Genomic DNA, 26,027 nt, shown 5'->3' on the forward strand with positions numbered 1-26,027 from the left:
GGTTGACTCTAGCTCGTGGATTTCTGGCACTATCTCGTGTCTGTCTTAAGGGAGGGAGCCATGCGTAGTGTAACCAGGAAGAAGACGCTGGCGGTCGTGGCCTTGACTGCGATGGTCGGTCTTCTGCTGTTGCCGATCCTAGTGGCGGTGCCCGCGCTGGCCAGCGGTGGTGGAGCGCCCGCTGCCGGCGGACCACCTCCCGACGTCGCCAAGAAGGAGGGCGCGGCGGAGGAGGGCAAGGAGAAAAAAGTCGAGAAGGCCCGTGATGTCTACTATAAGACCGAGGGTATCGTCTCCGGCGCGCCTGCCCCCAAGACCACCGATAGCCCTAAGGACTATCCCCGTTACAACTTTGAGAGCCGCGTCCTTCTCTGGTTCGCCAATCAGCAGCACCTCTACTACGGAAGCTTCGTGCTGGCGGTGCCGATCTTTTGCATGATCATCGAGTTCATGGGGGTCGTCACGAAGGATCGGGCCATGGCGAAGAAGTACGATCAGTTGGCGTACGATTTCGTCAAGATCAGTTTGACCGCCTACTCCTTGACGGCTATCCTGGGTGGTATCTTGATCTTCACCTTCCTGACGCTCTATCCAGCGTTCTTCGGGTACCTCTCCAGCATCTTCCGTCCCGTCATGCATATCTACGCGCTGATGTTCGTGGCGGAGAGCGGAACCCTCTACATCTACTACTACGGTTGGGACAAGATGAAGGAGGGGTTCCTCAAGTGGATCCACTTGAGCATGTCGGTGATCCTGAACGTGATCGGCACCGTCCTCATGTTTCTGGCTAACTCGTGGATCGGGTTCATGATGTCTCCTGCCGGGGTGGATGAGCAGGGACGCTACCTCGGAAACATCTGGCACGTGATCCATACCGCCCTCTGGAATCCGCTCAACGTGCACCGGATTCTCGGGAACATGGCCTTCGGGGGGGGCGTGGTCGCGGCTTATGCGGCGTATCGCTTCCTCTCGGCCAAAACCGACGAAGAGCGGGCGCACTATGATTGGATGGGCTACATCGCCATGGCGATTGGGGTGGCCTTTTTAATTCCCCTCCCCTTCGCCGGGTACTGGCTTATGCGGGAGGTCTACGCATATCGCCAGCAGATGGGCATCACGCTGATGGGCGGGTTGCTGGCGTGGCTGTTCATCATTCAAGCCACGATGATCGGTATCCTGTTCCTGAGCACGAACTACTACCTCTGGCAGGCCCTCGGTCGGATGCGGGGCGCGGAGCGCTTCCAGCGGTGGATTAAGTATTTTGTGTTCGTGCTCGTCTGCGGCTTCCTCGTGTTCATCACTCCGCACACCATGGTGATGACTCCCGCCGAGCTGAAGGCCATGGGTGGTCAGCAGCACCCTGTGCTCGGGAACTACGGAGTCATGTCCGCCAAGAACGGCGGGATCAACGTGATCATCACCACCACCGTGTTGAGCTTCATCTGGTATCAGCGCGGGAACCGAGTTCCCAACGTCTCGTGGGCGAAGTTCGGCAACATCTTCATGGGGGTGTTCTTCTTCTTCGCCTACGTGAACATCATCTGGCTGGCCATCTACGGATATTACATCCCGGCCAACGTGCGCGTGGGATTGTCGGTGCCGCAGGTGGCGACGACCCTCTCCTGCCTCTTCTTCATGACCGCCCTGAACCTGGTTATGCTGAAGGGCGCGAAGGAGATCGGGCCGATTGAGTGGGGAAAGATCTCTGCCCGCTCGCAGTATGCGCTCATCATGCTCGCAACGGCGTTCACGTGGATGATGGGCTTGATGGGCTATATCCGCTCTTCCGTTCGTCTGTTTTGGCATGTGAACGAAGTTATGCGGGACAACTCTCCGTGGGCGTATACCCACACAGTGGGATTTGCCGCCAACATGATTTCGTTCAACGTACTGTTCTTCTGGATCAGCATCATGTTCGTCTTCTGGCTGGGCACGCTTGGTGTCAAGAAGGTGCCGGTGGAGGCCAAGATTCCCGTCCCGGGAAGGGCTCCGGAACCCGCCGTTGGGCATTGACCTGGTCCTCATCTCGCCTGGAGTTAAGGCTTAACGGGGAGTGCGGGCGGTAATGGCCCGCACTCCTCAGGAGGGGTTTCACGTGGCAGAGTTGTTGACGACAGCTTTGGACCTGGGGTGGCCTGTCCTGGCCTTCCTGGGGTGCTTGCTAGTCTATTTCCAGGTCAGCATTCCTGATCCGGAGAAGAAGCGGCGCGTTTCATTCAAGACCTTCATCGGCATGATTGCGACGGTCATGCTCTTCATCGCAATCGCCAACTATAAGATCAATTTTTTCGGTGAGTCGCGGCTGCTCCCTGTGTCTCTCGCAATGATCACGGCGCTCTCCTTTATGATGGCGCTGTACTTCGCCAACGTCAGCGCTCTCTTCAAGATCGGCGGATTCATGTTTCTCGTGGCCGCTGCCTTGTCCGGCTATGGAAACTGGCTGCCCCAGGTCGAGGGTGGTTTTCCGCCACCGGAAGTGAAGTTGGATTTTGGCAGTATGTCGCCGCAGCAGCTCGCCGACGAGGGTGAAAAGATCATTTTCGGAGGAATTGGCCAGAGCTCGGTCCAGGGTGCGATCGGCAAGGGGCAGTGTCCGTTGTGCCATGGGTTCCAAAAGGGCTTCCTCAGCGAGCGTGCTCCGAATCTCTTCGGGCTCCCAGATCGCTTGAAGGAGCGACTCGAGGATCCGCGCTACCACAAGGGTAAGCCGGCCGAGCGTGATACGGTGCAGAAGGAGGCCTTCCCTGGCGCTGGGACTGCTGAAATCGGGCAGGAGTATATCGCGGAATCCCATGCCTGCCCGAGCTGCTATGTGGTGGCCGGCTTCGGTGTGAAGGGGACCAACGACAAGGAAAGCCCCATGCCGCCGATCCACAAACCGCCGATCTCGTTGAGCCTTCCGGAGTTGGCCGCAGTTGACACGTGGATCTATCTGCGGGAGGGCAAGGAAGCGCCTCCCTATGAAGAAATCATCAAGAGCTACGAGAAGTTCATCCCGGAGGATCAGCGGCCCAAGCAGCAGGAAGACAAGCCTGCGGCTGCCGGGGGTGGCTTGTTGGCGACAGGAGACGAGCCCGTCGATCAAATATTCCAGAAAGCCACGTGCGTCGCCTGCCATACCATCCCGGGCATCGCTGGTGCTGTTGGGACAATCGGCCCCAAGTTGGTTGAGGGGACGAATGCGCCCAACCGAATCAAGGATCCTGCCTACAAAGGCACGGCAAAGAGCACGCGGGAATATATCACCGAGTCGGTGATCAACCCCAGCGCCTATGTGGTCAAGGGATTCCCCGATAATACGATGCCGAAGGAGTTTGGGAAGAAGCTCAGCGCCGGCGCGCTGAACAAGATCGTCGATTATCTTTCCCAACTCCAGGAAGGCAAGGAGCCTCCAAAGATTTCATAGCCAGCTTTCCTTCGAGGCTGATCGTTCAGGAATAAGGAGAGTTTTGCGATGACATCGCTCAAGCTAATCGAAGGCTATATGCCGATGCAGATGCTCTTCGAGCTGGCATTCTGCGTCGGGGTTTTTGCCTTGGTGAGCCATCTGCTGAGCAAGAGCGGGATGGCCGTTCCACGGTTTTGGCAGGGGATTCTCTTTTGGGTATTTATCGTGTCATACCTGAAGTGGAGAATCTACCCACCGATCCCCTTCAGCGTCAGGGCCATGTACGGCACTGTATCGCTGATCGCGGTGTTCATGTGGATGTCAAGCAATGAGGAGGACTGGAAGAAATTCAAGCAACCGATCCTCAATGTCCTCGACGCGAAGACCGGATTCCACAAGGCGCTGCGGACCTTCTACCTCGTTGCCATCCCGATCCTGCTCTGGGGGTTCTCCTACAATTCGTTCCTGCCGAACCTCGAAGAGCCGATCGAATTGCGGACAGTACATCCGGCCCCGCCGGCGAGCACGAAGGTGCATGGAAAGACCTACGTCTTGCAGACGGCGCAGAACCCCTACCGGGTCAATAAAGAAGGCAAGTACGATCAGGAGTACACCAACAGCCTGATCACCGAACAGGCCATGGGCCGGCTGATGAAGGCAGACGCCAACCCCTGGGATCCGAACGCCGAGGGCTATCTGAAATATGTTCGTGAGGGGGGGGAGGTTTTCTTCCAAAATTGTCACTTCTGCCACGGCGATAATCTGAACGGCCGCGGACTGCATGCCTTTGCGTTCAACCCAATCCCGGCAAATTTCACAGACCCGGGCACCATTGCCCAGCTCCAGGAAACATTCATCTTCTGGCGTGTGTCGAAGGGCGGTATTGGTCTGCCGCGCGAAGGATTTCCGTGGGCGTCGGTCATGCCGCCTTGGGAGCAGCACTTGACGACCGATGAAATTTGGAAAGTCATCCTTTTTGAATATTGGCACACCGGCTATTATCCGAGGACTTGGGATTAATCCCACATCTAATCGGCAAGGGGTACACCAATGAGGGATCTTCGGTTCAGGAGCAAATTGGTCCTAGCCCTTGTGGCCGTCCTGGGGGTGGCGCTCACCACTGGCGGCGACACGCTCTGGACCTACGCCCAGGAGGGCGGCGGCGGGCTGCCGGAAGGCTTCAAGAAGGGAGAGCTAGCGCCACTTCCTTCCGCTGAGATGGTCGAGGCCGGTAAGCGCGTCTATTTCACCAAGTGTGTCTGGTGCCATGGAGTTGACGGCGCCGGTGACGGACCGGCTGCGGACCGGCTCTGGCCGCGGCCGAGAAACTTCAACCAGGGCACCTTCAAGATTCGCCATACGGCCAGCGGTGAGCTGCCGCTCTTCGACGCAACCAAGCCGATCAAGGGTCAGAACGACCTGTTTGAAACCGTCACCCACGGACTGCCAGGCTCGGCGATGCCGTCGTGGGAAGGGATTCTGACCGAAGAGCAGCGCCTGCAGGTCTTGGCTTTCGTCACCACCCAACTGGTCAAGGACCGCAAATTCGACGACAAGCAGACCGAAACACAGACTGTGCTCCAGTTGGATAGCATCAAGCCGGTGCCGCCGGAGAAGGAAAGCCTGGAGAAGGGGGCCCAGCTCATCGTCGAAAAGAAGTGCATTGAGTGCCACGGCCTTGAAGGGCGTGGTGACGGCAATGCCTTCAACCTCAAGGATGACTGGGGCTTCTCCATCCAGCCGGCGAATTGGCACAAGTGCTGGAATTTCAGGGGTAGCCGCCAGGATCCGTACAATGTGAAGAATATCTTCCGTACCTTTTCGACCGGGGTCAACGGCACGCCGATGCCGTCCTTTGCGGACAGCACCTCGATTGAGGAGCGGTGGCACATCGCCAACTTCGTTCAGTCTCTCTGCGAGCGTGGGCCGAACGGGGAACCCCTTGAGATTGATCCGCTGACCGACAAGCCGAAGATCAACTTCGTGATTCGATCGAAGCCGATCGAAGGAGAAATTCCCGACGATCCGGCCAATGAGATCTGGCAGACGGCGATTCGCAGGTATGTCGCCATGGGCGGTCAGATTACGCACAAGCCGAGGAACTTCGTGAACCGGCTTGACGATATCTGGGTGCGTTCGGTGTACAACGCTGAGTCGATTGCCTTCATGTTCGAGTGGGACGATCGAACGAAGAGCGTGCATGAGGGGGAGATGCCGTTCGAGCCCACCGAGGTAAACCTCGATGCCTATGGGATCCAGGAGCAGCCGCCTAAGACCGGCGAAGAGGGCTCCATCGCTGCGATGCAGAACAAGTACACCGTCTTCAACGATGCCATTGCGATCGAGTTTCCGGTCAAGTGGCAGGAACTTCCGCCGCCGGAGAAGCCTCGGTATCTATGGGGTGACGAAAAGTATCCGGTGGACATCACTAAGTGGGAAGCTGACGGGTCTCTCCGGGCGTTTAAGGGAACCGGCTGGGATCAGGACTTTGAGGAGCGTGACTTCGCCGAGAAAATGAAGGTCCTGAAGGCCGAATGGAAGAACGGCCGCTGGACCGTCATCGTGCAGCGCCCGCTGAAGGGGGACTACGAGGAGGATACCTACTTCGAGATGGGCAAGTACATCCCGACGGTTTTCTTCGCCTGGGATGGGCACAACGGCGACGTCGGGCGGAAGAACGCGGTGTCCGCCTTCTATTACACGATCCTCGAGCCGCCGATTCCGAAGGAAACCTACATCTACCCGACCCTGATCGCGGTGGGAATCGTGATCATCGAGGGTTGGATCCTGACCCGACGGGCCAACAAGCGCAAGGGTAAGACCTACTAGGTTACAGTAGTGCAGCCTGGTGGAGGAGGGGGTGGGGTGATCCCACCCCCTCCTTTTTTTTGAGGAACGAGGTCCGAAGGCAGCATGGTTTCCGCACAAAATCGGCGCTTCGAGGACATCACGGCAGTGTTGATCGCCGGCGGACAGAGCCGACGGATGGGCGTGGACAAACGGAACATCGAGCTAGGTGGGGTGACGTTGATCGAGCGAGTCCACCGGGTCCTTGTGGGGCTCTTCCAGCGGATCATCGTCGTGGGGTCCAGTGCCGACGACACCCTCATGAGGCTTGGCTCGCCGGTCGTCTGTGATGAGATTCCCGACTGCGCGACGCTCGGAGGACTGTACACCGGCCTTCTGCACTCGAGCCAGTCCCGTATTTTCGCAGTCGGCTGCGATGCCCCCTTCGTCAACGCGGCGGTCGTGCGGGCGATCGTCGAGTTCGCCCCGGATGCAGATGTCGTCATGGCGAGGCTGTCGACCGGTCTTGAGCCGATGCAGGCTGTCTATTCCAAGCAGTGCCTGCCCCACCTTGAGGCGATGGCCAGGTCCGGCAACCTGCGGCTGCAGGACTTATCGGAGCGGCCGGGCCTTCGCGTACGTGACGTCGAGGAGGAACTCCTCAGGCGCATTGATCCGTCGCTGGTGTCCTTCCTGAACCTGAACCGGCCGGCCGACGTGGAATTGGCCAGAAAGCTGCTCACCCACGGCGAGGGGTCTTGGACGGGACGATGAGGCAGGGGAGCCGCGGCATTCTTTTCATCCATCCGGGGGCTCTTGGCGATGTCCTGCTCTCGCTCCCCGCGATGAGGGCGGTTCGGTCCGCGTTCCCCGGCCGGTCGGCCACGATCTTGACGGGCGGCCAGGTTGGACGGCTGCTGCGAGCGGGTGGGGAGGTGGACGACTGCCTTGCGATCGAGGCCGGGCATCTGGCCAGCCTCCTGGCCGGACCGGCCTCTCTTGAGGAGGGACTTCGAGCTCGACTGCACCGCTGCGACGCAGCGGTCGCGTGGATGGCGGATACCGACGGCGGATTGCGGCGCGGTCTGCACGACGCCGGTGTCGGGTCGGTTGTCATCGGGTCGCCCTTCGATCAGGGGCGAGCGGGGCTCCACCAGGCGGAACGCTACCTGGAAATCGTGGCCGCCATTGTCCCGGCCCAATCCGTGGGATGGACAGCCCATGTTCCTCCTCTGATACTCCCGCGTGGTCGCCGGTCGGCGGAGGCTGGAATCCAAACCGGTTCGGGGCCGCTCGTGGCCATCCACCCCGGCAGCGGAAGCCGGCACAAGTGCGTCCAACCGGACGTGCTCGCGTGGGTCGCCGCCAAGCTTCGTGACAGCGGACGGCAGCCCATTCTCATCGAAGGGCCGGCCGATGCAGCGATGGTCGAGGGGGTCCGGACTCGCCTGACCTTCTTTGTTGCCGTGGCTCGCGGCCTTGACGTCGTCGAGATGGCTGCTCTGCTCACGTCAGTATCTCTCTTCATCGGGCAAGATTCGGGGTTGTCCCATCTTGCGGCCCTTCTCGGTGTTCCTACGATCGCCTTGTTCGGACCCACCGATCCTCGGCGCTGGTGCCCGCTCGGGCCTCGGGTCCGTGTCCTACGCGGTCCCCCCTGCTCGTGCCTGAGCTGGCAGGCCGTCGAGCGTTGCGACGACAAACCTTGCCTGCAGTTCCCGGGGTCGGAGCTATGGGCCAATTGCCTGGAGGTCCTGGAGCCGTCGGCTGAACCGATCAACCGATACAAGCCGCTCGGGACCGATTCTTGTCATGTCTGAGGGCCTATGCTATTGTGGCGAGTTTTCGTGAGACTGGACCGGACGCGGGGAGAGGGCATTCCGTGCCGCAGGACATCGTGCGCGAAAAGGTCTTGGGGGCGATCAGGCAAGCGCTCTACCAGGCCCGGAGCAAGGGGTTGCTGCAGACCGAGCCTCCCGCGGTCTTGACCCTCGACCCACCCAAGCGTCCGGAATGGGGGGACCTGTCCTCCACCGTCGCGATGAGCCTCGCGGCCTCCGAACGGCGCTCTCCTCATGACGTCGCCGAGATCATTCTAGCCAACCTGGAGCAGCGCGACCAATTGTTCGACCGGGTCGAGATTGCCAAGCCCGGCTTCCTGAACATGACGGTCCGGCGGGACCTGTGGCTGCAGGTGCTCGGGGAAATCGAAGCCCGGGGCTCGTCCTACGGGAACACTGACGTAGGAGCGGGGCGTCGCGTCCTGGTGGAATTCGTCAGCGCCAATCCCACCGGTCCGCTGCACGTAGGCCACGGGCGCGGTGCGGCCGTCGGCCACGCCATCGCCAGCCTCCTGCAAGCCGCGGGCTATGAAGTCGTGCGGGAGTATTACATCAACGACGCCGGCCGCCAGATGAAGCTGTTGGGCCAATCGGTGTGGGCGAAGTATCGGATGGCGTACGGCGTCGAGGCGGCCTTCCCGGAGGACGGCTATCGCGGCGACTACATCGAGGCGGTGGCTTCCCGTTTGCGGGAAGAGGTGGGGCCGAACCTCCTCGACCTTTCCCAGGAGGAGGCGGAGGCGCGTTGCCGCGACTTTGCCTACCGGGAGCTGCTCGGTCGGATCAGGAACGACCTTGAGGCGTTCGGGATCGCATTCGACTCATGGTTCAGTGAGGCCGCGTTGATCGGAACCGGCGCCGTCGAGCAGGCCCTGGATGATCTGGCCAGGCAGGCCCTCCTCTTCGAGGACGAGGGGGCCCTCTGGTTCAAGTCCTCGGTTTTTGGGGACGAGAAGGATCGGGTGGTGCGCAAACGGGAAGGGGACTACACCTACCTGGCGTCCGACATCGCCTATCACCGAGACAAGTTGCGACGGGGCTATGATGTCCTGATCGACGTCTGGGGCGCCGATCACCACGGGTATATCGCCAGGATGCAGGGAGCGGTCCAGGCGTACGGTCATCCGAAGGACTGCCTGCGCATCGTGTTGGTGCAGATGGTGAACCTGCTGCGTGACGGGCGGAAGGTGGAGATGTCGAAGCGTGCGGGCGAGTTCGTCACGCTGCGCGAGGTAATCGACGAGGTCGGTGCGGACGCGGGCAAGTTTTTCTTCCTGATGCGGCGATCGGACAGTCACCTGGACTTCGACCTGAGCCTGGCGAAACAACGGTCCGCGGAGAATCCGGTGTACTACGTCCAGTACGCGCACGCCCGTATCGCCAGTCTTTTCAGGGTCGCCGAGGAACGCGGCATCGCCGTGCCCCGGCCGAGCGAGACCGACCTGGCCGTGCTAGCCGGCGACGACGAGCTGACCCTGATACGAAAACTGGCCGACTATCCGACCGTGTTAGCCGGGAGCGCCGCCGCCCTGGAGCCTCATCGGTTGACCTTCTATTTGCAGGAACTGGCGGCGCAGCTCCACACCTATTACTACCGTCACCGGATCCTTCCGGCTCTCGGTGGAGAGGAGGATGGTGAGGGCGAAGAGCCGACGGTCCCTCCGGTTGAACCGCAGGGTGAGCGACGACGGGAGCCGCTCACCCCGGAGCTGACGGCCGGGCGCCTTGCCCTCATGGGGTGCGTGCGGCAGGTGCTCCGGAACGCCCTGGGGATCCTGGGGGTGTCCGCGCCGGACCGTATGTAGGCGGGGGAACGAGGCGAGGGATGAGGGGGTTTAAGGTCCTCGGTACCGATCTTGGCGGACGCGCCCGCCGTGGCGCGCTCGCGACGGCCCATGGCCCGGTGCAGACGCCCTGTTTTATGCCGGTCGGCTCGCTGGGCGCGGTCAAGGGGCTGGCTCCCGACGAATTGCAAGAGCTCGGCTTCGGGCTCATCCTCAACAATGCCTACCACCTGTCTCTGCGGCCCGGCGCCGAACTCGTGGCCAGCCTGGGAGGGCTCCACGCCTTCACCGGATGGCCTGGCGCGATCCTCACGGACAGCGGCGGTTTTCAGGTATTCAGCCTAGCCAAACTTTGCCGGGTGACCGACGACGGCGTGACGTTCCAATCGCATATCGACGGCTCCTCCCATCATATGACCCCCGAGCGCGCGATTGAGGTCCAGGAGCTCTTGGGGGCTGACCTGATCATGGCCTTCGATGAGTGCGTCGGGCTGCCCGCTCCGAGGGAGCGGGTGCGGGAGGCACTAGTCAGGACTCAGGCCTGGGCTCGGCGGTGCCGGGAGGCTTGTCGGCGGACCGACCAGACGCTGTTCGGCATCGTCCAGGGGGGGCACGATCCCGACCTGCGTGTGGAAGCGGCCCGGGACCTGGTGTCGCTGGGGTTCGAGGGGTATGCGGTCGGCGGCCTGTCGGTGGGCGAGGAGGCGTCGGTCCGCAACCGTATCCTGGACGTGACCGTCCCGGAGCTCCCGGCCGACCGACCCCGCTATCTGATGGGCGTCGGAATGCCGGAAGACCTCGTCGAGGGGGTGGCGCGGGGCATCGACCTGTTCGACTGCGTCGTGCCGACCCGACATGGCCGGACGGGGTGGCTCTTCACCTCCTTCGGTCGAGTCGTGATCAAACAGGCGCAATACGCCAGGGACGAGCGGCCCATCGATCCCACCTGCCCCTGCTCCGTCTGTGCGAGGTTTTCCCGCGCCTACCTCCACCACCTGTTCACCGTGAATGAGATGTTGGGGGTGCGGCTCAATACCCTTCATAATCTCTCGTATTTCGCCGGCCTGATGGAGGGGATCCGGCGCGCGATCGAGCAGGGGACGTTCGAGGCGTTTCGGGCCGAGTTCCACGCGGCGCGGCAGGCGGAGGCGCCCGTGGGCACGCGGGCTGGCGCGGCTGCTCCCGCGAGGACGGCGCGGCGGGGGCGTAGTCTATCTCTGGAGGAGGAAGCGTGAACGCGATGGCGTCGGTGGCCTGGGCGCAGGGGCCGGGCGGGGGAGGTGGCGGCGGCCTGCTGCTCTCGCTGGTACCGTTCCTGTTGATCTTCGTGATCTTCTACTTCTTGCTCATCCTGCCCCAGCAGAAGCGGCAGAAGCAGCTTCGCGAAATGTTGGCCTCCTTGAAGAAGGGGGACAAGGTCGTGACCTCCGGCGGGCTCTGGGGGACGGTCAGCAATATCGGGAAGCAGACCGTGACGCTGCAGGTTGCGGACAATACGAAGGTGAAGGTCCAGCGGGAGCACATCACCCGCCTCCGGACCGAGGAGGAGGAGTGATCATGGGTCGAACGATCGTTGACGGGTCGAGGGCGGCATGAAACGAGTCGGCGGGCGGTTCGCGTTGCTGGGCGTGGTGGTGGTCCTCTCGGTGGCGTTCTTTCTCCCCTCCTATCCCGCGCTGTACCAGTCCCTCCCGGCCTGGATGAAGAAGGTTCTGCCGACGAAAGGGATCGCCCTCGGGCTGGACCTCCAAGGCGGTATCCACTTGGTCCTCGAGGTGGAGGAGGATCGGGCGGTGGAGATCGCCGTGGATCGCTCGGTCAATGCGATCCAGGATCTGCTCGTGGACAAGAAGTTGCCGGTGGAGTCGGTGAAGCGGACGGGGGCCGACGAAGTGACGCTGGCGTTCCAGAATGCTGAGCTCCAGTCGCAGATCCAGAAGGCGATGGAGGACTTTCCCGCCTTCTACGAGGTGGAAGCGTCGCGGAAGCCCACCGTCCTCGTCTACCGGCTCCGCGAGGGCGAGATCAAGCGGTTGAAGGACTCGGCCATCAACCAGGCCCTGGAGACGATCCGGAACCGCATCGACCAGTTCGGCGTGAGCGAGCCGCAGATCCAGCGGCAGGGGCTCAAGCAGATCGTCGTGCAGCTGCCCGGCATCAAGGAGCCCAAGCGGGCCAAGGACCTCATCAAGGAAACGGCGCTGCTGGAGTTCAAGCTCCTGGACGAGGACAGCAAGCTGGCCCGTGAGCTGCCCCAGCGCGTGCCCAAGGGCCAGGAGGCCGAGCTGCTCAAGCAGGTCCAGGCGCAGATCCCCGAGGGGGATGAAATCCTTTTCGAACGGGTGGTGGACAAGGACAGCGGCCGCGAGTTCCGCATCCCCTACCTGGTGAAGAAGCGCGTCATGCTCGCCGGCGACGTCCTGAGCGACGCACGGGTGTCCATCGGGCAGTTCAACGAGCCGTACGTCGCCGTCAATTTTGACGCCAAGGGCGCCAGGGAATTCGAACGGATCACGGCAGAGAACGTGCGCAAGCGGATGGCCATCGTCCTGGACAACACGATCTATTCGGCGCCGACGATCCAGGAAAAGATCAGCGGGGGGCGCGCGCAGATCACCGGCTCCTTCAGCATGCAGGAGGCCACGGACTTGGCCATCGTCCTAAGGGCCGGCGCCCTCCCGGCGCCGCTCAAAGTGATCCAGGATCTGACCGTCGGGCCGTCGCTCGGCCGGGATTCGATCGAGAAGGGTATCCGGGCGACCCTGTTCGCGGGGCTGCTCGTCGTCCTCTTCATGGTCGTCTACTACAAGCTCTCGGGCGTGATCGCGGACTTCGCCCTTGCCGTCAACCTGATCTGTCTGATCGGGGCGCTGGCGGGCCTCAACGCGACGCTGACCCTACCGGGCATCGCGGGGATCATCCTCACGATCGGCATGGGCGTGGACTCCAACGTGCTGATCTTCGAACGCATCCGGGAGGAGCTCCGGCAGGGGAAACCGGTGCGCCTCGCTGTCGACGGCGGGTACGACAAGGCGCTGCTGACGATCATCGACTCCCACGTGACGACGCTGATCACGGGCCTGGCCCTGTTCCTGTTCGGGACCGGGCCCATCAAGGGGTTCGCCGTGACGCTGTGCTTGGGCATCGCCATCAACCTGTTCACGGCGCTCGTCGGCACGAAGGTGGTCTTCGATGTGATCAATCAGCGTCGTAAGCTGCAGGCATTGAGCATCTAACCGGCCGCCGAGGCGCCGTAGCGGGGAATGGGCATGCTCGAGATTCTGGGACAGACCAACATCGATTTCATGGGGAAACGGAAGCTGGCCTTCGTGTTCTCCGGCGTCATGATGGTGCTGGGGCTGATCGCCGTCGTCCAGATCGCCAGGGGCCAGGCGAATCTGGGAATCGATTTTGCCGGCGGGACCGAAGTGCAGGTGAAGTTCGAGCGACCGATCCGCGTCGACGAAGTCCGGAAGGTGCTCGCCGACAACGGGCTCGGCCACGCCGGCCTCCAGGAATTCGTCGAGGAAAACAAGATCCTGGTGCGCGTCAAGACCGCCACGACCATCGAGGAGAAGGTCGCGGAACAGGTGCTGGCGACCTTCGCTCGGGCCTTTCCCGACAATAAGTTCGTCGTCGATGCCACGACCGAGATCGGCCCGACCATCGGGAAGAAACTCCAGGAGGACGCGCTGATCGCGGTCCTCATCTCCTTCGCCGGCATCATCCTGTACATCGCCGCCCGGTTCGAGTTCCGCTTCGGCGTCGCGGCCGCCGTCGCCACCTTTCACGACGTACTCGCGGTCCTCGGCGGTTTCTACGTCCTGGACCGCGAGATCACGCTGCTCGTGATCACCGCGCTCCTCACCCTCGCCGGCTATTCCCTGACCGATACCGTCGTGGTGTTCGATCGCATCCGGGAGAATCTGAAGACCCGGCGGCGGGACGCGATCGAGGCGGTCATCAACGGCGGCATCAACCAGGTGCTGAGTCGGACGATCGTGACGAGCCTCACGGTGGTCCTGGTGCTGATCCCCTTGACGCTGGCCGGCGGCGAGGTGCTGCACGACTTCGCCCTGGCCCTGCTCTGGGGAGTCGTGATCGGGACCTATTCCTCCATCTTTGTCGCCAGCCCCTTGCTTCTGATCTGGCCGGGCGGCTACGGCAGGATGCTCCGGCGCGGGTGACGGCCGTAGGCCGGCGTTCGGTGTCCTTGACATTCGGGGAAGGGTCCCTGACAATGAATTCCTAACGTTTTCCGCCACTTCACACAATGAGACTCTGGAGCCGCTTCCCCAGCCTCCAGCACAAGGTCATCACCGCCATCGTGATGGTGGGGGTCCTTCCGCTGACGCTTTCCCTGGCTCTGACATACATCGAGGAACGCCGGGCCCTCCGCGACACCATCGGCGCCAACTTCAAGGAAGTCGCCGTCGAGGCGGCCCGCCGCGTCGAGATGCAGATCGGCCGCAGCATCAACGAAGCGCAGCAGTTGGGCGCCACCCCCTTCGTCCGGACTGCGGTCAAGGAAGCCAACCTGAGCTATGCCGGGCGGGACGAGCGGAACGTCCGGGAGATGATCCGGGATTGGCAGCGGCGCTGGCGGGAACGCGAGCGCCGGAGCGAGTTTCCGCTCTTCATCAACCGCATCGTCACGAACTACCTCATCCGGTGGCACGAAATCCGAAAGTCCGATTACCTGGGGATCTTCGTGACCGACGATCACGGCGCCCTGGTCGTCAGCTCCATCCCCCAGGTGGAATATTATTATGGGAAGAGCGCCTGGTGGCAGGCGGTCTTCCGAGAGGGGCGGGGGCAGGGGTTCGTCGGCGAGATTTACTTCGACCCCGCCTTCGGCACGTACGTCATCAACGCCTCCGTCCCCGTCTATGACGAGGATCAGAAGACGGCCATCGGTGCCGTGACCATCCTGCTCAAACGAGACGCCGTGTTCCATTCGATCTCGGACGTCGCGATCGGGGCGACCGGCCATGCCATGCTCGTGAGCTCGGACGGCACGCTCCTGATCTGCCCCGTCCTGGCGCCGGAGGAACACGCCCTGACCCCGGACCTAGCCAGGGTGATCGCGAGTCCCCTGGCAGGGTGGGACGTCGTCGCCGACGACGCCCACGGCGGTCGGAACGCCATTGTGGGCTTCGCGCCGGTGCGCCTGTCGGATCAACTGGCGAGCGAGAGCCTCGGGGGGAAGCGCTGGCTCACCTTCGTCCGCCAGAGCCCGGACGAAACCTACGCGCCGCTGAACCAGCTTCTCGCCAAGGTTGCCGCCTACGGGGTGGTTGTCTTCGCCGTGCTGGGCGTGACCGGGCTCGTCGTGGCGCGGCGGCTCGTGCGTCCGATCCAGATCCTGCACGACGGCGCCCAGCGCCTCGGCGCCGGAAACCTGGACCAGCGGCTGACGCTTCGGACCGGCGACGAGATCGAGCGCCTGGCCGAGGCCTTCAACCGCATGGCCGCCAACCTGCAACAGTCCTTCGGGCAACTGCAACAGCGCATGGCGGAGATCCGCGTCCTGGAGGAGAAGTACCGAGACCTGATCGAGAACGCGCCAGAGATGATCCACCAGGTGAACAAGGCAGGCCGGTTCGTCCACGTCAACCAGACGGAGTTGGACAAGCTGGGATACAGCCTGCCGGAGATGCTGGACATGCATCTCTGGGACATCGTGCCCCGCGGCCGTGAGCCCGAGGTCCTGGGGTACCTGGAGCGCCTGATGTCCGAGGGCCGGGCCTCCATCGAAACGGTGTTCCTCACCCGGGACGGGCAGCCGATCGACGTGGAGATCCATTCCACCGCGCTGTTCGACCCCGAGGGCGGCGGCCTGCAATACTCGCGGGCCTTCGTCCGGGACATCACGCAGCGCAAGCTGCTCGAGCAGAAGGTCCAGCGGTACACGACCCAGCTCGAGCAGGAGGTTGCGGTGCGGACGCAGCAGCTCTCCGAATCGGAGAAGCGGTACCGTGCGCTGTTCAACCTGGCGGCCGACTCCGTCATCATGGTCAACCCCGACGGCCGCATCGCGGCGGTCAATCGGCGTGAGGAGCAGGTGCTGGGGTACGGCGAATCGCAGGTGCTGGGCCGGCCCTTCGTGGATCTGGTCCTGCCTCCCTACCGGGGGAGCACGAGCGGTCTGCTGGAGAAGATCATCCTCGGCGAACGCCAGGTGCCGACCCAGGAGATCGAGGTCGCCAACAGCTCGGGGGTTCCCGTCCCGGTCGAGATGGACCTGATCCGGATCGCGGAGGGCGGGGCCGTGTCCGTCATGGTACAGCTCCGGGATATCACCGAGCGGAAGCGCCTGGAGCAGCAGCTCCAGGAGTACAGCGAGGAGCTCGAAGACAAGGTCCGGCAGCGGACGCAGGAGATCGAGGAAACCAAACGCTACCTGGAGAATCTCCTGGAAAACGCCAACGACGTCATCTACACGCTGGATGCGGACCAGCGGTTCACGTACGTGAATAGCAAGGTCGCCGCCTGGGGTTATCGGAAGGAGGACTTGCTCGGGCGTCCGTACCTGTCGCTGCTCTCCAAGCGGCACCGCGGCCGGCGGCTGAAGAGCACGCTCGACATCGGCGCCAAGCAGGTCTACGAGGTGGAGGTGGTGAGCCGGTCCGGCGAGCCGCGGGCGGTGATGGTGAGCGTCGCGCCGCTCTTCGACGCCCACGGCCGCATCCAGGGGGTGCTCGGCATCGCCAGGGACATCACCGATACCAAGAAGTTGGAGCAGCAGATCCTCAAGTCCGAGAAGCTGGCCTCGGTCGGCAAGCTCGCGGCGGGCGTCGCGCACGAGGTCAACAACCCGCTCGGCGGCATCCTGAACTGTTTGTACAACATCCGAAAGGGCAGCCTCTCGCCGGCCCGCCAGGAGGAGTATCTGATCTCGATGGAGGACGGCTTGCGCAGGGTCCAGAAGATCGTGCGCCAGCTCCTCGATTTCTCGCAGCAGCACGAGCCGGAGCTCTTGGCCACGGACATCAACATGGTGGTGGAGCGTGTGCTGGTGCTGACCAACCACGCGTTCTTGGAGCACCAGATCAGGCTCGACAAGGACCTCCAGCCGGACCTGCCGCCGTTGATGGTGGATCGTCACATGATCGAGCAGGTCCTGATGAACCTCATCCTGAACGCGATCCAGGCCATCAAGGGGACGGGAGTGATCACGATCCGGACCAGGCTGGCGGGCCGCACCTGCAACATCAGCGTGGAGGACACCGGCGCCGGCATCCCGCCGCACATCCTCCCTCGGATCTTCGATCCGTTCTTCACGACCAAGGCGACGGGTGAGGGGACCGGGCTGGGCCTTTCCGTCAGCATGGGCATCGTGGAGCGGCACGGCGGGCAGATTCTCGTGGACAGCGAGGTGGGCAAGGGCACGGTCTTCACGGTCTGTCTGCCGGTCGCGCGCGAGCGGCCCGCGGTCGGGAGGAACGTATGAAGCCGCCGGCGATCCTGATCGTCGACGACGAGCCCTTGATGCGGCTGTCCGTGTCCGACGCCCTGAAGGCGGTCGGCTACGAGGTGCGGGCCGCGGCGACCGGCGACGAGGGCGCCAGGATCCTGGGCAAGGAAGTCTTCGACATCCTCATCACCGACCTGCGGCTGCCGGGACCGGACGGCCTGAGTCTGCTGCAGGTCTGCAAGCAGCGGTCGCCCCGGACGGAGGTCATCGTCATCACCGCGCACGGGTCCGTCGAGACGGCCATCGAGGCGATGAAGCTGGGGGCCTACGATTACATCACCAAGCCCTTCTCCATGGACGAGCTGCTCCTGATCGTCGATCGAGTCAGCAAGGTGCTGGCGCTGCGACAGGAGAACCAGCTTTTGCGGGAGGAGTTGGAGGACAAGTTCAACTTCCAGGGCATCCTCGGCAGGAACCAACGAATGCGCGAGGTCCTGGAGCGGATCAAGCTTGTGGCGGCGACGGAGGCGCCGGTCCTGATCGTCGGGGAGAAGGGAACGGGGAAGGAATTAGTGGCCAACGCCATCCATCGGAACAGCCCGCGCCGGGACGAGGCGCTCATCAAGGTGAGTTGCGCAGCGCTGCCGGCCGCTCTCCTCGACGCGGAGCTGTTCGGTCACGAGAAGGGGGCTGTCGCTGGCGCGGTGCGGCAGCGCCGCGGGCGCTTCGAGCTGGCTCACAAGGGGACGTTGTTCCTCGACGAGATCGGTGGGTTTCCGCTGGCCGTGCAACTCAAGCTCCTGCAGGCGCTCCAGCAGCGGCGGTTCGCGCGCGTCGGTGGGCGCGAACCGATCGAGGCGGACGTCAGGTGCGTGTGTGCGACCCAAGCGGACCTCGACCAGGCGGTTGCGGAGGGGCGGTTCCTGGCGGATCTTCATGACCTCCTGCGGGCCGTGACGATCGCGCTTCCGCCGCTGCGTGAGCGCCGAGAGGACATTCTCGTGATCGCCGAGCATTTGCTGGAGGTCAGGTCCACCCGCGCGGGCAAGCCCCTGAAGGGCTTCTCCCAAGCTGCGCGCGAGATCCTGCTGAAATACTCATTCCCGGGGAACGTCCGCGAGCTCGAGGACATGGTCGAACGGGCCGTGGCACTGGGGCGGCCGGGCGAGGAGGTCCAGCCGTGGGATCTCTGCGGCTTCGCCGCCTGTCCCTTCCTCGGGGGGCCGGCGCAAGAGCAATGCGGCTTCTGCTCGCAGGGGCTGACGGGAAGGACGGGACCGGCCGGAGAGCCGGAATCCCTGGCAACGGCGCGGGAGCAGTTCGAACGGCACTATATCGTATCGGTGTTGGAGCGGGCCAAGGGGAGCCGGACGGCCGCCGCCAAGCTCCTGGGCCTGTCCAGGAAAGCGTTGTGGGAGAAGTGCAAACGGTACGGGATCGCCGCCGGGAGGCCGGACCCCGAGGAGCTGGAGGAATAAGGGCTGGTGGATGAAAATGGCCGAAGGGCTACGCGCCGCCTTCCCAGAGCTTGACGGTACGGTCCCAGGAGGCCGATGCGAGGCGGAGGCCGTCCGGCGAGAACGCGAGCCCGCGCACGCCGCCCGCGTGTCCCTTGATGGTGCGGAACTGGCGGCCCGAGGCGATGTCCCACATCTTGATCGTCTGGTCGTCGCTCGCGCTCACCAGGACCTTGCCGTCCGGGGACACGACCAGGTGCCGGATCCAGCCCGCGTGTCCCTTCAACGTCCGCAGCTCCGTGCCCGTCGGCATCTCGAAGAACTTGATCGTCGAGTCTCGGCTGCCGCTGATCAGGACCTTTCCGTCGGGCGTGAAGGTCATGGCTCCGATCCAATATTCCATCGGCTTTTGGAATCCGCCCTCATCCTCGACGAAGAACCCGCGGAACTCCGTCGTGTCGTCGTCGATCACTTCTTTCCAATGCCCGTCGAGCAGCACCTTCTCTTCGCCGCTGGGCAGCACTTCCCAGATCTTGATCTTGCCGATGTCGCTGCCGCTGGCCAGGTGGATGCCGTCGGGCGAAAAGGCGACGCAGGGGGTCCAGTGGTGATCATAAGGATCGCGGCCGAGCAGTGTCATCAGCTCCGTGCCGGTCGTGACCTCCCAGATCTTGATGTCCTTGTTGTGGCTGCCACGGGCGAGCATCAGCCCGTCGGGGGACAGCGACAGGGAGCAGATGTTGTGGTCATAGCGTGTGAACAGCAGCTTGGTCGGCTCGCCGGTCTTCGGATTCCAGAGCCGGATGGTGCGGTCCTCGCTTCCCGTGATGAGCACCTGGCCATCTGGAGTGAAAAGGGCGGCGCGAATGTCGTGGGTGTGCCCGCGCAGCGACCGGAGCAGCCGGCCGGTTTCGATGTCCCACATGCGGACGAACCGGTCTACCCCGCCGCTGGCCAGCATGGCGCCGTCCGGCGAGTAGGCGACGGTCCAGACGCCGTGGGAGTGGCCGCGGAAGGTCTTGATCTCCCTGGCTCCCGCTTTCCAATAGTCGAGGAAGTCGACGGCCGGCTTGTCGGAAGCGGTCAGGGGCGCGGTGATCGGTGGCGCCCCTCCTGCTGGTTGCGTCGCGATCGGGTCAGGCATGGGTGGTCCGTTCCTTCACTGGTCAATCCCGCCGGGCCTTGGGCACGCACCGGTGGCCCGGGAGCGTTGCAAATCTGCAGGACGCTGTCTATAATCGTTCATTCGCGCGCAGATGGTCGGATCATAAGAGAACGCCAAGATTCAAGTCAAGCCGGTGCGTGGCTCGAGCGGCGGTCCCTCGCTCAGCGGGAGCACAGCGACCCTGCTGCCGATTTTCCTTCCTCCGCGATGGCGACCAGGAGAGATGGCCCATGGAAATCAGGTTCCAACCCGCCCTCCTTCAGGAAGTGATCGACTCCTTCGTGGAAAAAACCGAGCGGGAGGGTGATCCTACGTACTATCGAGAATTTCACGAGCTCGCCGACCCGATTTACGAAAAGTTCTCGCTGGACGATCGGGAGGGCGAGTTCAAGAAGCTCTACCAGTATCTCTTCGGCATCTGGGGGTTTTCCGACATCATCCGAGATGCGTTCGATGAGTTCCCCTCGCTCAAGGAGAGGGTCGGCATCGTGCTGGTGAAGGGCGTCCTCAAGGAAGACCAGGAGGGAGTCGACATCCTGCGCAAGTGGGGCTCGGTGGAGCAGGAACTGGCCAAGCAGTTCGAGGAGCAGGGACTGAAGGGAGTCGGGATCAAGCTCATCCCCCGGCGATTCTACGACCCCGCCCTGACTCGGTACTGCCGGCATGAGCTGACGCATATCGCCGACATGCTGGACGACATTTTCGGGTATGACCCGGACACCAAAGTCGGACAGAATCCCGGCGAAGAAACGTTGATCCTTCACCGCTACCGCGTGTTGTGGTGCCTGAACATCGACAGCCGGCTGCAGCGGGCCGGCAAGGAGCCGATGCTTGCGAAGGAGGACCGCTTCAAGGAATTCCGGTCCTGGTACCGGAAGATTCCGCCCGCCCAGATGAAGGCCGTGTTCGAGGGGTTGTGGCAGTCCGACATGTTTACACACTCCGAGCTCGTGGACATGGCAACCGACACGCTTCGGGTCATGGACCGGGCCATCGAGACGGAAGGGGGCGAGGTGCCGGAGGTCGCCAACAAGGTGATGCTCATGCCGGGCTTTCCCTGCCCCCTCTGCCGGTTCCCGACCTACTCTTGGGTCGAGGATCTCGAGAAAAAGGTCGAGCCGTACGTGCTCGACTTTATCCGAGAGAATCATCCGGGGTGGGACACGGAGTTCGGCGCCTGCGACCGCTGCGTGGAGGTCTACAAGCTCCGCGCCGACGGGGTGATGTGAGTCGAGGCGACGATGGCCGCGGACCCGCAATACGGGCGGAGGAATTTCCTCAAGGACTCCGCCTTCTCCTTTCTCAAGACCGCCCAGGAGTACGTCAAACATCGGGATGCTTCCAGGGAGAAGCCCAAGCCGACCGAGCCGGTGCGGCAGGATTGGCTACGGCCGCCGGGGGCCGTGGGGGAGGCGCTGTTCTTGGAGCGCTGCACGCAGTGCGGGGACTGTATCGAGGCCTGTCCCTTCGAGAGCATCAAGGCTGCGCCGGGAGGCACTCCTGTCTTGTTCCCCGACGAGAGTCCCTGTCACCTCTGCGACGATTTCCCCTGCATCGCCGCCTGCGAGACGGACGCGTTGCTGCCGGTGTTCTCCCGCGAGGAGGTCAGGATGGGGCTTGCGGTGGTGACGCATCGCCTGTGCACCGCGGGCCAGGGGTGTCACGCCTGCGTGTCTTCCTGTCCGACCGAGGCTTTGTCGATGGACTTTGGGGCCTTTCGTTTAGATGTCCGCGCTGACCGGTGCGTGGGCTGCGGCCACTGCGAGATGGTCTGTCGAACGGTCAACGACAAGATCGCGATCAGGGTTCTGCCCGCGCGGCTGTTGGGAGGGGCTCCGGGTGAACCCACGGGGTGACGGCCGTGGGAAGAAAGGATCGTAATGTGCTGAATTATAGGCACTTCCGATGAGGGTGGTCGATCATTCCGGGTGGGCGAGTTGTCGCTTGACATCCCTTGAGCCTTTGCCTATGATACCGCCACCTGAACCGAGAGATCGCGGGGCCATGCGCAGGAGAGCGGGTAGTTCGTTTCGATTCGGACCCTCGGTCTTGACGTAAGGGAGAGAGTGAGGCCGATGAGCACGAAGGAAACCGAGCGGAGAGTCGGTAGCCCCGTGGTTCAAGGTGTGGGTGCGGTGAAGGACTCCCCCGCCGTCGAGCGGGCTCTTGGTCGGAGTAAGCTGTATCTGCTGGTTTCCTGGAGTTTGCTGTATCCAGAGGATGATGAATTCCTGGATTACCTTCAGAGCGGCGAGTTTGTTGAGGATGGACGCTCGGCCATCGAAAGCCTTGAAAAGGCTCTGGACGGTATCGGTGGGGAGCGAGCGCGAAAGAAATTGACCGCCCTGTCCGGGTATCTGGACGAGATCGAGGAGTGGGCCTCCTCGGAATGCGCGAACTGGAAGCTGGAAGACCTGCAGGCGGAGCACCGCCGCGTCTTCAGCAACGTGATCAGCCTCGATTGTCCGCCCTACGAAACCCTCTTCGGCAACGATCACGTATTCGGTCAGGCCCACGTGATGGGTGACATCGCGGGGTTCTATCGGGCCTTCGGCCTCGAGCTCTCCAAGGACATTCACGAGCGCATGGACCACCTGAGCGTCGAGCTCGAGTTCATGCATTTCCTGGGGTACAAGGAATCATACGCGCGCTGTCACGACGGGGACGAGAAAACCCAGATCGTCGTGGAGGCGCAGAAAAAGTTCGTCAAGAATCATATCGGCCGCTGGGTGCCGCTCTTCTGTCGGATGTTGGCCAAGAAGGCGGATGCGGGATTCTTCAAGTGCCTGGCCGATTTCACGTCCGATCTCATCGAGTTCGACGCCGCCTACCTAGGAGTCACCCCACAGCCCTACTCGGAGGCCGAGTACCGTCCTGCCACGTTTAATGCTCCGGAAGGGCAGACCTATGAGTGCGGAGCTCAGGATCAGGGGAATGAGTTGAGCATGCTGCTCGACGAGGTCGGGGCGCAGTCCTTCCTGGACAAGGAGAAGCGGACGGATGAGTCCGGGCCAGTGGGAAACGCCTGATGTTCTTGTCCCTCTGGGCGGCTCTCTGGCGGCTTGGTCGGTGTAGCGTCGGTTTGATGGATTGATCGTGGGCGTCGTAGAGCAGTTTTTAATCCTTAATCGAGAGGAGGGTACATTCATATGAGAGTGGTGCAGACACGCAACAAGAGTGTTGTGTTGGGCATTCTTCTCTCTGTGCTCGTGATCGGCTTCGTGCTGACGATCGGGCAGGTGCCGCTGGCCGTGAGCCAGCCGGTCACCATCCCGGTCAAGGCGATCAAGGGGCCGATCCCCATGGATGGGGCGAACCCCATCTGGGAGGGGGTGCCGGGGGTGGTGGTGCCGTTGAGCGGGCAGACCATCACCACGCCGATGCACCCCAACATTTCGGTCAAGTCCGTCTTCGTGAAGGCCGTGACCAACGGCAAGGAAGTCGGGTTCCGGCTCGACTGGTCGGATCAGACCAAAAACGATACGACGATCGGTCCCCAGGACTTTCGTGATCAGGCGGCCATCCAGTTTCCGGTCAACACCTCGGGGGCGCCGCCCTTCCAGTGCATGGGGCAGTCTGGCGGCACGGTCAACATCTGGCGCTGGAACGCCGAGTGGCAGAAGGACATTGGGAAGGACAGCGCGGGCATCTGGGATGTGGACGACCAGTACCCGGGTATCTTCTGGGACTACTACTTCGAGGAGCCGGCCGGTGGCGTGACGTATCCGGACCGGATCGGTCGGAGCCTTGGTCCCTTCAATCCCGGCATCTGGTCGGGCAATATCATGTCGGACCCGACGTTGCGCGTGAGTGCGGTCGAGGACCTGAACGCGAACGGCTTCAGCACGCTGACCACGCAGGCTCATCAGGATGTGATCGGCAACGGGCTGTGGGAGCCGGCCGGCTCCATCAAGGGCGGCTGCTGCACGGGACCGACCTGGCGAATCGTCGTGAAGCGTGCGTTGACGACCAGCGACCCCAACGATGTCCAGTTCAAGCCCGGCATGTCCGTCCCGGTCGCCTTTGCGGTGTGGGATGGCTCCAACGTCGAACGTAACGGCATGAAGGGGATCTCGACGTGGTTCACCCTGAAGCTCCCGTGAGGGCAAAGTCAGGGGAGCGAAGTGGCGGGGAGGATCTTCGCCTCCCAGGCTAAGTAGAATATTCCGGAAACGGAAGGCCCCGAGTCGATCGCCTCATGGCGGCGACTCGGGGCCTTTTTTTGAAACGACGTGCCACCGATGGCCGTTCCGACGTATTTCTGAGCGGCGGAGGTGGGCCATTGCATTCACCGAAAGACGGGGTGTATAACCGAAGAGCCGCGCGGTTCGGCCACCATCCGCGAGTGTCGGCAATTCCCCGCGTTGGAAGGGGGGCGACGGCATGAAAGTTTCCCTCTTGTTTCCTCCTACATGGCATCCGTCCCAGCCATACCTCAGCCTTCCCTCGCTGACCGGATTTTTGGCTCAGGCAGGTGTGCGTCAGGTCACGCAGCGCGACCTGGGTATCGAGGTGCTGGATGCGATCTTGAGCGAATCCTATGGCCAAGAAGTCTATGCACGGCTGTTGGATAAGCGACGAGAACTGGAGGCGGGTCGGACGGGCGATGCCGGGCCAGGAAGCGCGGAGCACTACGCCCGCCTGGTTGAAGCCTTCGAGCGCTTTCCCTACTTGATCGACCAGATCGAGCCCGCGAAGCGCTCCCTCCGATGCGACGAATTTTATGACCTCGACCGGTACCGGGAGTGCCTCTTCCTGATCGACAAATGGCTCGAGCTGGTTTCGACCCTCTATTTCCCCACCAGGCTCACGGTCGTCGACAACCAGTTTTCCAGCTACTCGATCTATGCCTCGAAAGATCTCGCGAAGGTCATCAGGGACGAGCGGCAGAATCCGTACATCGAGCTTTTCAGGGATCGTTTCCTGAGCTCGATTTTGGCGGAAGACCCCGACCTCATCGGAGTGTCCATCACGGCCACATCCCAGATCATCCCGGGGCTTACGCTGTGCCGTCTCATCAAAGAAGCGAACCCGAATCTCCATCTGACCATCGGGGGCAGCATCTTCACGAGGCTCGTGGACAACTTGCGCCGTTGTCCGGGGCTCTTCGATTTGACGGACGACTTCATCGTCTTCGAGGGGGAAACCGCTCTGCTGGAATTGGTGAATCAGCTCGAGGGGAAACGGGACTACGCCAAGGTCCCGAACCTGATCTACCGTCAGAACGGCCGGATCATCGTCAATCAGCCCTTTTACTCGGAGAATATCAACCAGCTCCCGGCTCCCAACTACGACGGCTTTCCCCTGGATCTGTACCTGGCCCCTGAGACGGTGCTACCGGTGCAGTTTTCCCGCGGCTGTTACTACAAGGACTGCGCCTTCTGTGCGCTAACCCTCGACCACCAGAATTTTCGACAGAAGGACCCCGGAAAGACCGTCGACGAATTGCAGGCCCTCTCCGAAAGGTACAAAACCCCCTATTTTTTCTTCACGGACGAATGCCTCGCCCTGTCTCCGACCAAACGGCTCTGCCAGCAGATGGTGGATCGGAACCTGAACCTGCAGTGGACGGCGGAGATGCGATTCGAGAAGAACCTCTCGCGCGACCTCCTGAAGCTGATGCGGGAGGCCGGATGCCTCAAGATCGTGTTCGGCCTGGAGTCCTTCAATCAGCGCGTCATGGACTTCATGAAGAAGGGGATCACGCAGGACAGCGTTCGCCGCATCACGGAGGATTGTCTGGACCTCGGCATTGCCGTCCATACGTATATCATCGTGGGATTTCCGACCGAGACGGAAGCCGAGGCCATGGAGACGGCCAATTTCATCATCGAGAACACCCGCCTCAACTCCTCCTATGGCTTCTCCTGTCAGCCCTGCCTCTTCGATCTGGAAAAGGAGGCGCCCATCATGGGCGACCCGGGCAGCTACGGCATCCGTCGTATCATGCGGCCCGCCTCGGAGGACTTGAGTCTGGGGTTCTTCTACGAGGTGCAGGAGGGGATGACCCCGGACGAAGCCGAGCGTCTGTATCAGTATGTTTACCAGAAAGTGAGCGAGCGGGTCTGCGAGTTGCCCTTCAACTATTCCATGGCGGACGGCCTGCTGTACATCGCGCGGGCCAAATCCCAGGCGCAACGGGTGCCACAGCCGACCGGCTCCTGACCGGCGCCGTCTCTGCACCGCGG

The 26,027-nt window shown here is 62.6% G+C and carries 19 protein-coding genes; 18 read left to right on the forward strand and 1 reads right to left on the reverse strand.

What is annotated here, in order from left to right; translation table 11 throughout:
* Positions 1 to 60: 60 nt before the first annotated feature.
* The 13 genes from AC1U7O_RS07125 to AC1U7O_RS07185 all read left to right on the forward strand — a co-directional run bounded on the left by AC1U7O_RS07125 (position 61) and on the right by AC1U7O_RS07185 (position 18,695).
* The gene (locus tag AC1U7O_RS07125) at positions 61 to 2,013 is read left to right on the forward strand and encodes a cytochrome ubiquinol oxidase subunit I (protein ID WP_479894023.1); all 1,953 of its coding nucleotides are present in this window, start codon (positions 61 to 63) and stop codon (positions 2,011 to 2,013) included.
* Between the two features lie 82 nt (positions 2,014 to 2,095).
* Positions 2,096 to 3,406 carry a c-type cytochrome gene (locus AC1U7O_RS07130; protein WP_479894024.1) on the forward strand — a complete coding sequence of 437 codons (1,311 nt, stop codon included), beginning with the start codon at positions 2,096 to 2,098 and terminating at the stop codon, positions 3,404 to 3,406.
* 48 nt (positions 3,407 to 3,454) lie between these two features.
* A complete protein-coding gene (locus tag AC1U7O_RS07135) occupies positions 3,455 to 4,408 on the forward strand; it encodes a c-type cytochrome (RefSeq protein ID WP_479894025.1) in 954 nt (317 codons plus the stop codon).
* A 72-nt stretch (positions 4,409 to 4,480) separates the two neighbouring features.
* Positions 4,481 to 6,217 (forward strand): c-type cytochrome, encoded by a 1,737-nt coding sequence (locus tag AC1U7O_RS07140; protein ID WP_479894026.1) that lies wholly within the window; start codon positions 4,481 to 4,483, stop codon positions 6,215 to 6,217.
* A gap of 84 nt (positions 6,218 to 6,301) precedes the next feature.
* On the forward strand, positions 6,302 to 6,949 hold the full coding sequence (gene mobA, locus AC1U7O_RS07145) for a molybdenum cofactor guanylyltransferase (protein ID WP_479894027.1): 648 nt from the start codon (positions 6,302 to 6,304) through the stop codon (positions 6,947 to 6,949).
* A 278-nt stretch (positions 6,950 to 7,227) separates the two neighbouring features.
* A complete protein-coding gene (locus AC1U7O_RS07150; RefSeq protein ID WP_479894050.1) occupies positions 7,228 to 7,995 on the forward strand; it encodes a glycosyltransferase family 9 protein in 768 nt (255 codons plus the stop codon).
* Between the two features lie 62 nt (positions 7,996 to 8,057).
* On the forward strand, positions 8,058 to 9,821 hold the full coding sequence (gene argS / locus AC1U7O_RS07155; protein ID WP_479894028.1) for an arginine--tRNA ligase: 1,764 nt from the start codon (positions 8,058 to 8,060) through the stop codon (positions 9,819 to 9,821).
* A gap of 20 nt (positions 9,822 to 9,841) precedes the next feature.
* Positions 9,842 to 11,035, forward strand: coding sequence for a tRNA guanosine(34) transglycosylase Tgt (gene tgt, locus AC1U7O_RS07160; protein WP_479894029.1), 1,194 nt, complete (start codon positions 9,842 to 9,844; stop codon positions 11,033 to 11,035).
* Between the two features lie 5 nt (positions 11,036 to 11,040).
* Positions 11,041 to 11,355: a preprotein translocase subunit YajC gene (gene yajC / locus AC1U7O_RS07165; RefSeq protein WP_479894051.1), complete on the forward strand. Its 315-nt coding sequence runs from the start codon at positions 11,041 to 11,043 to the stop codon at positions 11,353 to 11,355.
* 37 nt (positions 11,356 to 11,392) lie between these two features.
* A complete protein-coding gene (gene secD, locus AC1U7O_RS07170) occupies positions 11,393 to 13,036 on the forward strand; it encodes a protein translocase subunit SecD (protein ID WP_479894030.1) in 1,644 nt (547 codons plus the stop codon).
* A 33-nt stretch (positions 13,037 to 13,069) separates the two neighbouring features.
* Complete coding sequence (gene secF, locus AC1U7O_RS07175; RefSeq protein WP_479894031.1) at positions 13,070 to 13,987, forward strand: protein translocase subunit SecF; 918 nt, start codon at positions 13,070 to 13,072, stop codon at positions 13,985 to 13,987.
* An 86-nt stretch (positions 13,988 to 14,073) separates the two neighbouring features.
* On the forward strand, positions 14,074 to 17,253 hold the full coding sequence (locus AC1U7O_RS07180; RefSeq protein WP_479894032.1) for a PAS domain S-box protein: 3,180 nt from the start codon (positions 14,074 to 14,076) through the stop codon (positions 17,251 to 17,253).
* The gene (locus AC1U7O_RS07185) at positions 17,250 to 18,695 is read left to right on the forward strand and encodes a sigma-54-dependent transcriptional regulator (protein ID WP_479894033.1); all 1,446 of its coding nucleotides are present in this window, start codon (positions 17,250 to 17,252) and stop codon (positions 18,693 to 18,695) included. Before AC1U7O_RS07180 ends, AC1U7O_RS07185 begins: the two co-directional genes overlap by 4 nt.
* Before the next feature lie 28 nt (positions 18,696 to 18,723).
* Here AC1U7O_RS07185 and AC1U7O_RS07190 read toward each other — a convergent pair whose 3' ends face one another.
* Complete coding sequence (locus AC1U7O_RS07190) at positions 18,724 to 19,818, reverse strand: WD40 repeat domain-containing protein (RefSeq protein WP_479894034.1); 1,095 nt, start codon at positions 19,816 to 19,818, stop codon at positions 18,724 to 18,726.
* Between the two features lie 251 nt (positions 19,819 to 20,069).
* On the opposite strand from AC1U7O_RS07190, the gene AC1U7O_RS07195 reads away from it, so the two are divergent.
* The 5 genes from AC1U7O_RS07195 to AC1U7O_RS07215 all read left to right on the forward strand — a co-directional run bounded on the left by AC1U7O_RS07195 (position 20,070) and on the right by AC1U7O_RS07215 (position 26,004).
* A complete protein-coding gene (locus tag AC1U7O_RS07195; RefSeq protein WP_479894035.1) occupies positions 20,070 to 21,068 on the forward strand; it encodes a hypothetical protein in 999 nt (332 codons plus the stop codon).
* A gap of 12 nt (positions 21,069 to 21,080) precedes the next feature.
* Positions 21,081 to 21,695, forward strand: coding sequence for a 4Fe-4S dicluster domain-containing protein (locus AC1U7O_RS07200; protein WP_479894036.1), 615 nt, complete (start codon positions 21,081 to 21,083; stop codon positions 21,693 to 21,695).
* 219 nt (positions 21,696 to 21,914) lie between these two features.
* Positions 21,915 to 22,868: a TorD/DmsD family molecular chaperone gene (locus tag AC1U7O_RS07205; RefSeq protein ID WP_479894037.1), complete on the forward strand. Its 954-nt coding sequence runs from the start codon at positions 21,915 to 21,917 to the stop codon at positions 22,866 to 22,868.
* Between the two features lie 120 nt (positions 22,869 to 22,988).
* The gene (locus AC1U7O_RS07210; RefSeq protein ID WP_479894038.1) at positions 22,989 to 23,942 is read left to right on the forward strand and encodes an ethylbenzene dehydrogenase-related protein; all 954 of its coding nucleotides are present in this window, start codon (positions 22,989 to 22,991) and stop codon (positions 23,940 to 23,942) included.
* A 373-nt stretch (positions 23,943 to 24,315) separates the two neighbouring features.
* Positions 24,316 to 26,004, forward strand: a complete 1,689-nt coding sequence (locus AC1U7O_RS07215; protein ID WP_479894039.1) for a B12-binding domain-containing radical SAM protein — start codon at positions 24,316 to 24,318, stop codon at positions 26,002 to 26,004.
* The last annotated feature ends 23 nt before the right edge of the window (positions 26,005 to 26,027 follow it).

The organism is Candidatus Nitrospira neuquenensis, from assembly GCF_979578155.1.

What these genes read in the sequence shown, in the direction of transcription:
- AC1U7O_RS07125 (WP_479894023.1), top strand. Translation starts at nt 61, where the DNA reads ATGCGTAGTGTAACCAGGAAGAAGACGCTGGCGGTCGTGGCCTTGACT.
- AC1U7O_RS07135 (WP_479894025.1), top strand. Translation starts at nt 3,455, where the DNA reads ATGACATCGCTCAAGCTAATCGAAGGCTATATGCCGATGCAGATGCTC.
- mobA (WP_479894027.1), top strand. Translation starts at nt 6,302, where the DNA reads ATGGTTTCCGCACAAAATCGGCGCTTCGAGGACATCACGGCAGTGTTG.
- AC1U7O_RS07150 (WP_479894050.1), top strand. Translation starts at nt 7,228, where the DNA reads ATGGCGGATACCGACGGCGGATTGCGGCGCGGTCTGCACGACGCCGGT.
- tgt (WP_479894029.1), top strand. Translation starts at nt 9,842, where the DNA reads ATGAGGGGGTTTAAGGTCCTCGGTACCGATCTTGGCGGACGCGCCCGC.
- yajC (WP_479894051.1), top strand. Translation starts at nt 11,041, where the DNA reads ATGGCGTCGGTGGCCTGGGCGCAGGGGCCGGGCGGGGGAGGTGGCGGC.
- secD (WP_479894030.1), top strand. Translation starts at nt 11,393, where the DNA reads ATGAAACGAGTCGGCGGGCGGTTCGCGTTGCTGGGCGTGGTGGTGGTC.
- secF (WP_479894031.1), top strand. Translation starts at nt 13,070, where the DNA reads ATGCTCGAGATTCTGGGACAGACCAACATCGATTTCATGGGGAAACGG.
- AC1U7O_RS07180 (WP_479894032.1), top strand. Translation starts at nt 14,074, where the DNA reads ATGAGACTCTGGAGCCGCTTCCCCAGCCTCCAGCACAAGGTCATCACC.
- AC1U7O_RS07185 (WP_479894033.1), top strand. Translation starts at nt 17,250, where the DNA reads ATGAAGCCGCCGGCGATCCTGATCGTCGACGACGAGCCCTTGATGCGG.
- AC1U7O_RS07190 (WP_479894034.1), bottom strand. Translation starts at nt 19,818, where the DNA reads ATGCCTGACCCGATCGCGACGCAACCAGCAGGAGGGGCGCCACCGATC.
- AC1U7O_RS07195 (WP_479894035.1), top strand. Translation starts at nt 20,070, where the DNA reads ATGGAAATCAGGTTCCAACCCGCCCTCCTTCAGGAAGTGATCGACTCC.
- AC1U7O_RS07200 (WP_479894036.1), top strand. Translation starts at nt 21,081, where the DNA reads ATGGCCGCGGACCCGCAATACGGGCGGAGGAATTTCCTCAAGGACTCC.
- AC1U7O_RS07205 (WP_479894037.1), top strand. Translation starts at nt 21,915, where the DNA reads ATGAGCACGAAGGAAACCGAGCGGAGAGTCGGTAGCCCCGTGGTTCAA.
- AC1U7O_RS07210 (WP_479894038.1), top strand. Translation starts at nt 22,989, where the DNA reads ATGAGAGTGGTGCAGACACGCAACAAGAGTGTTGTGTTGGGCATTCTT.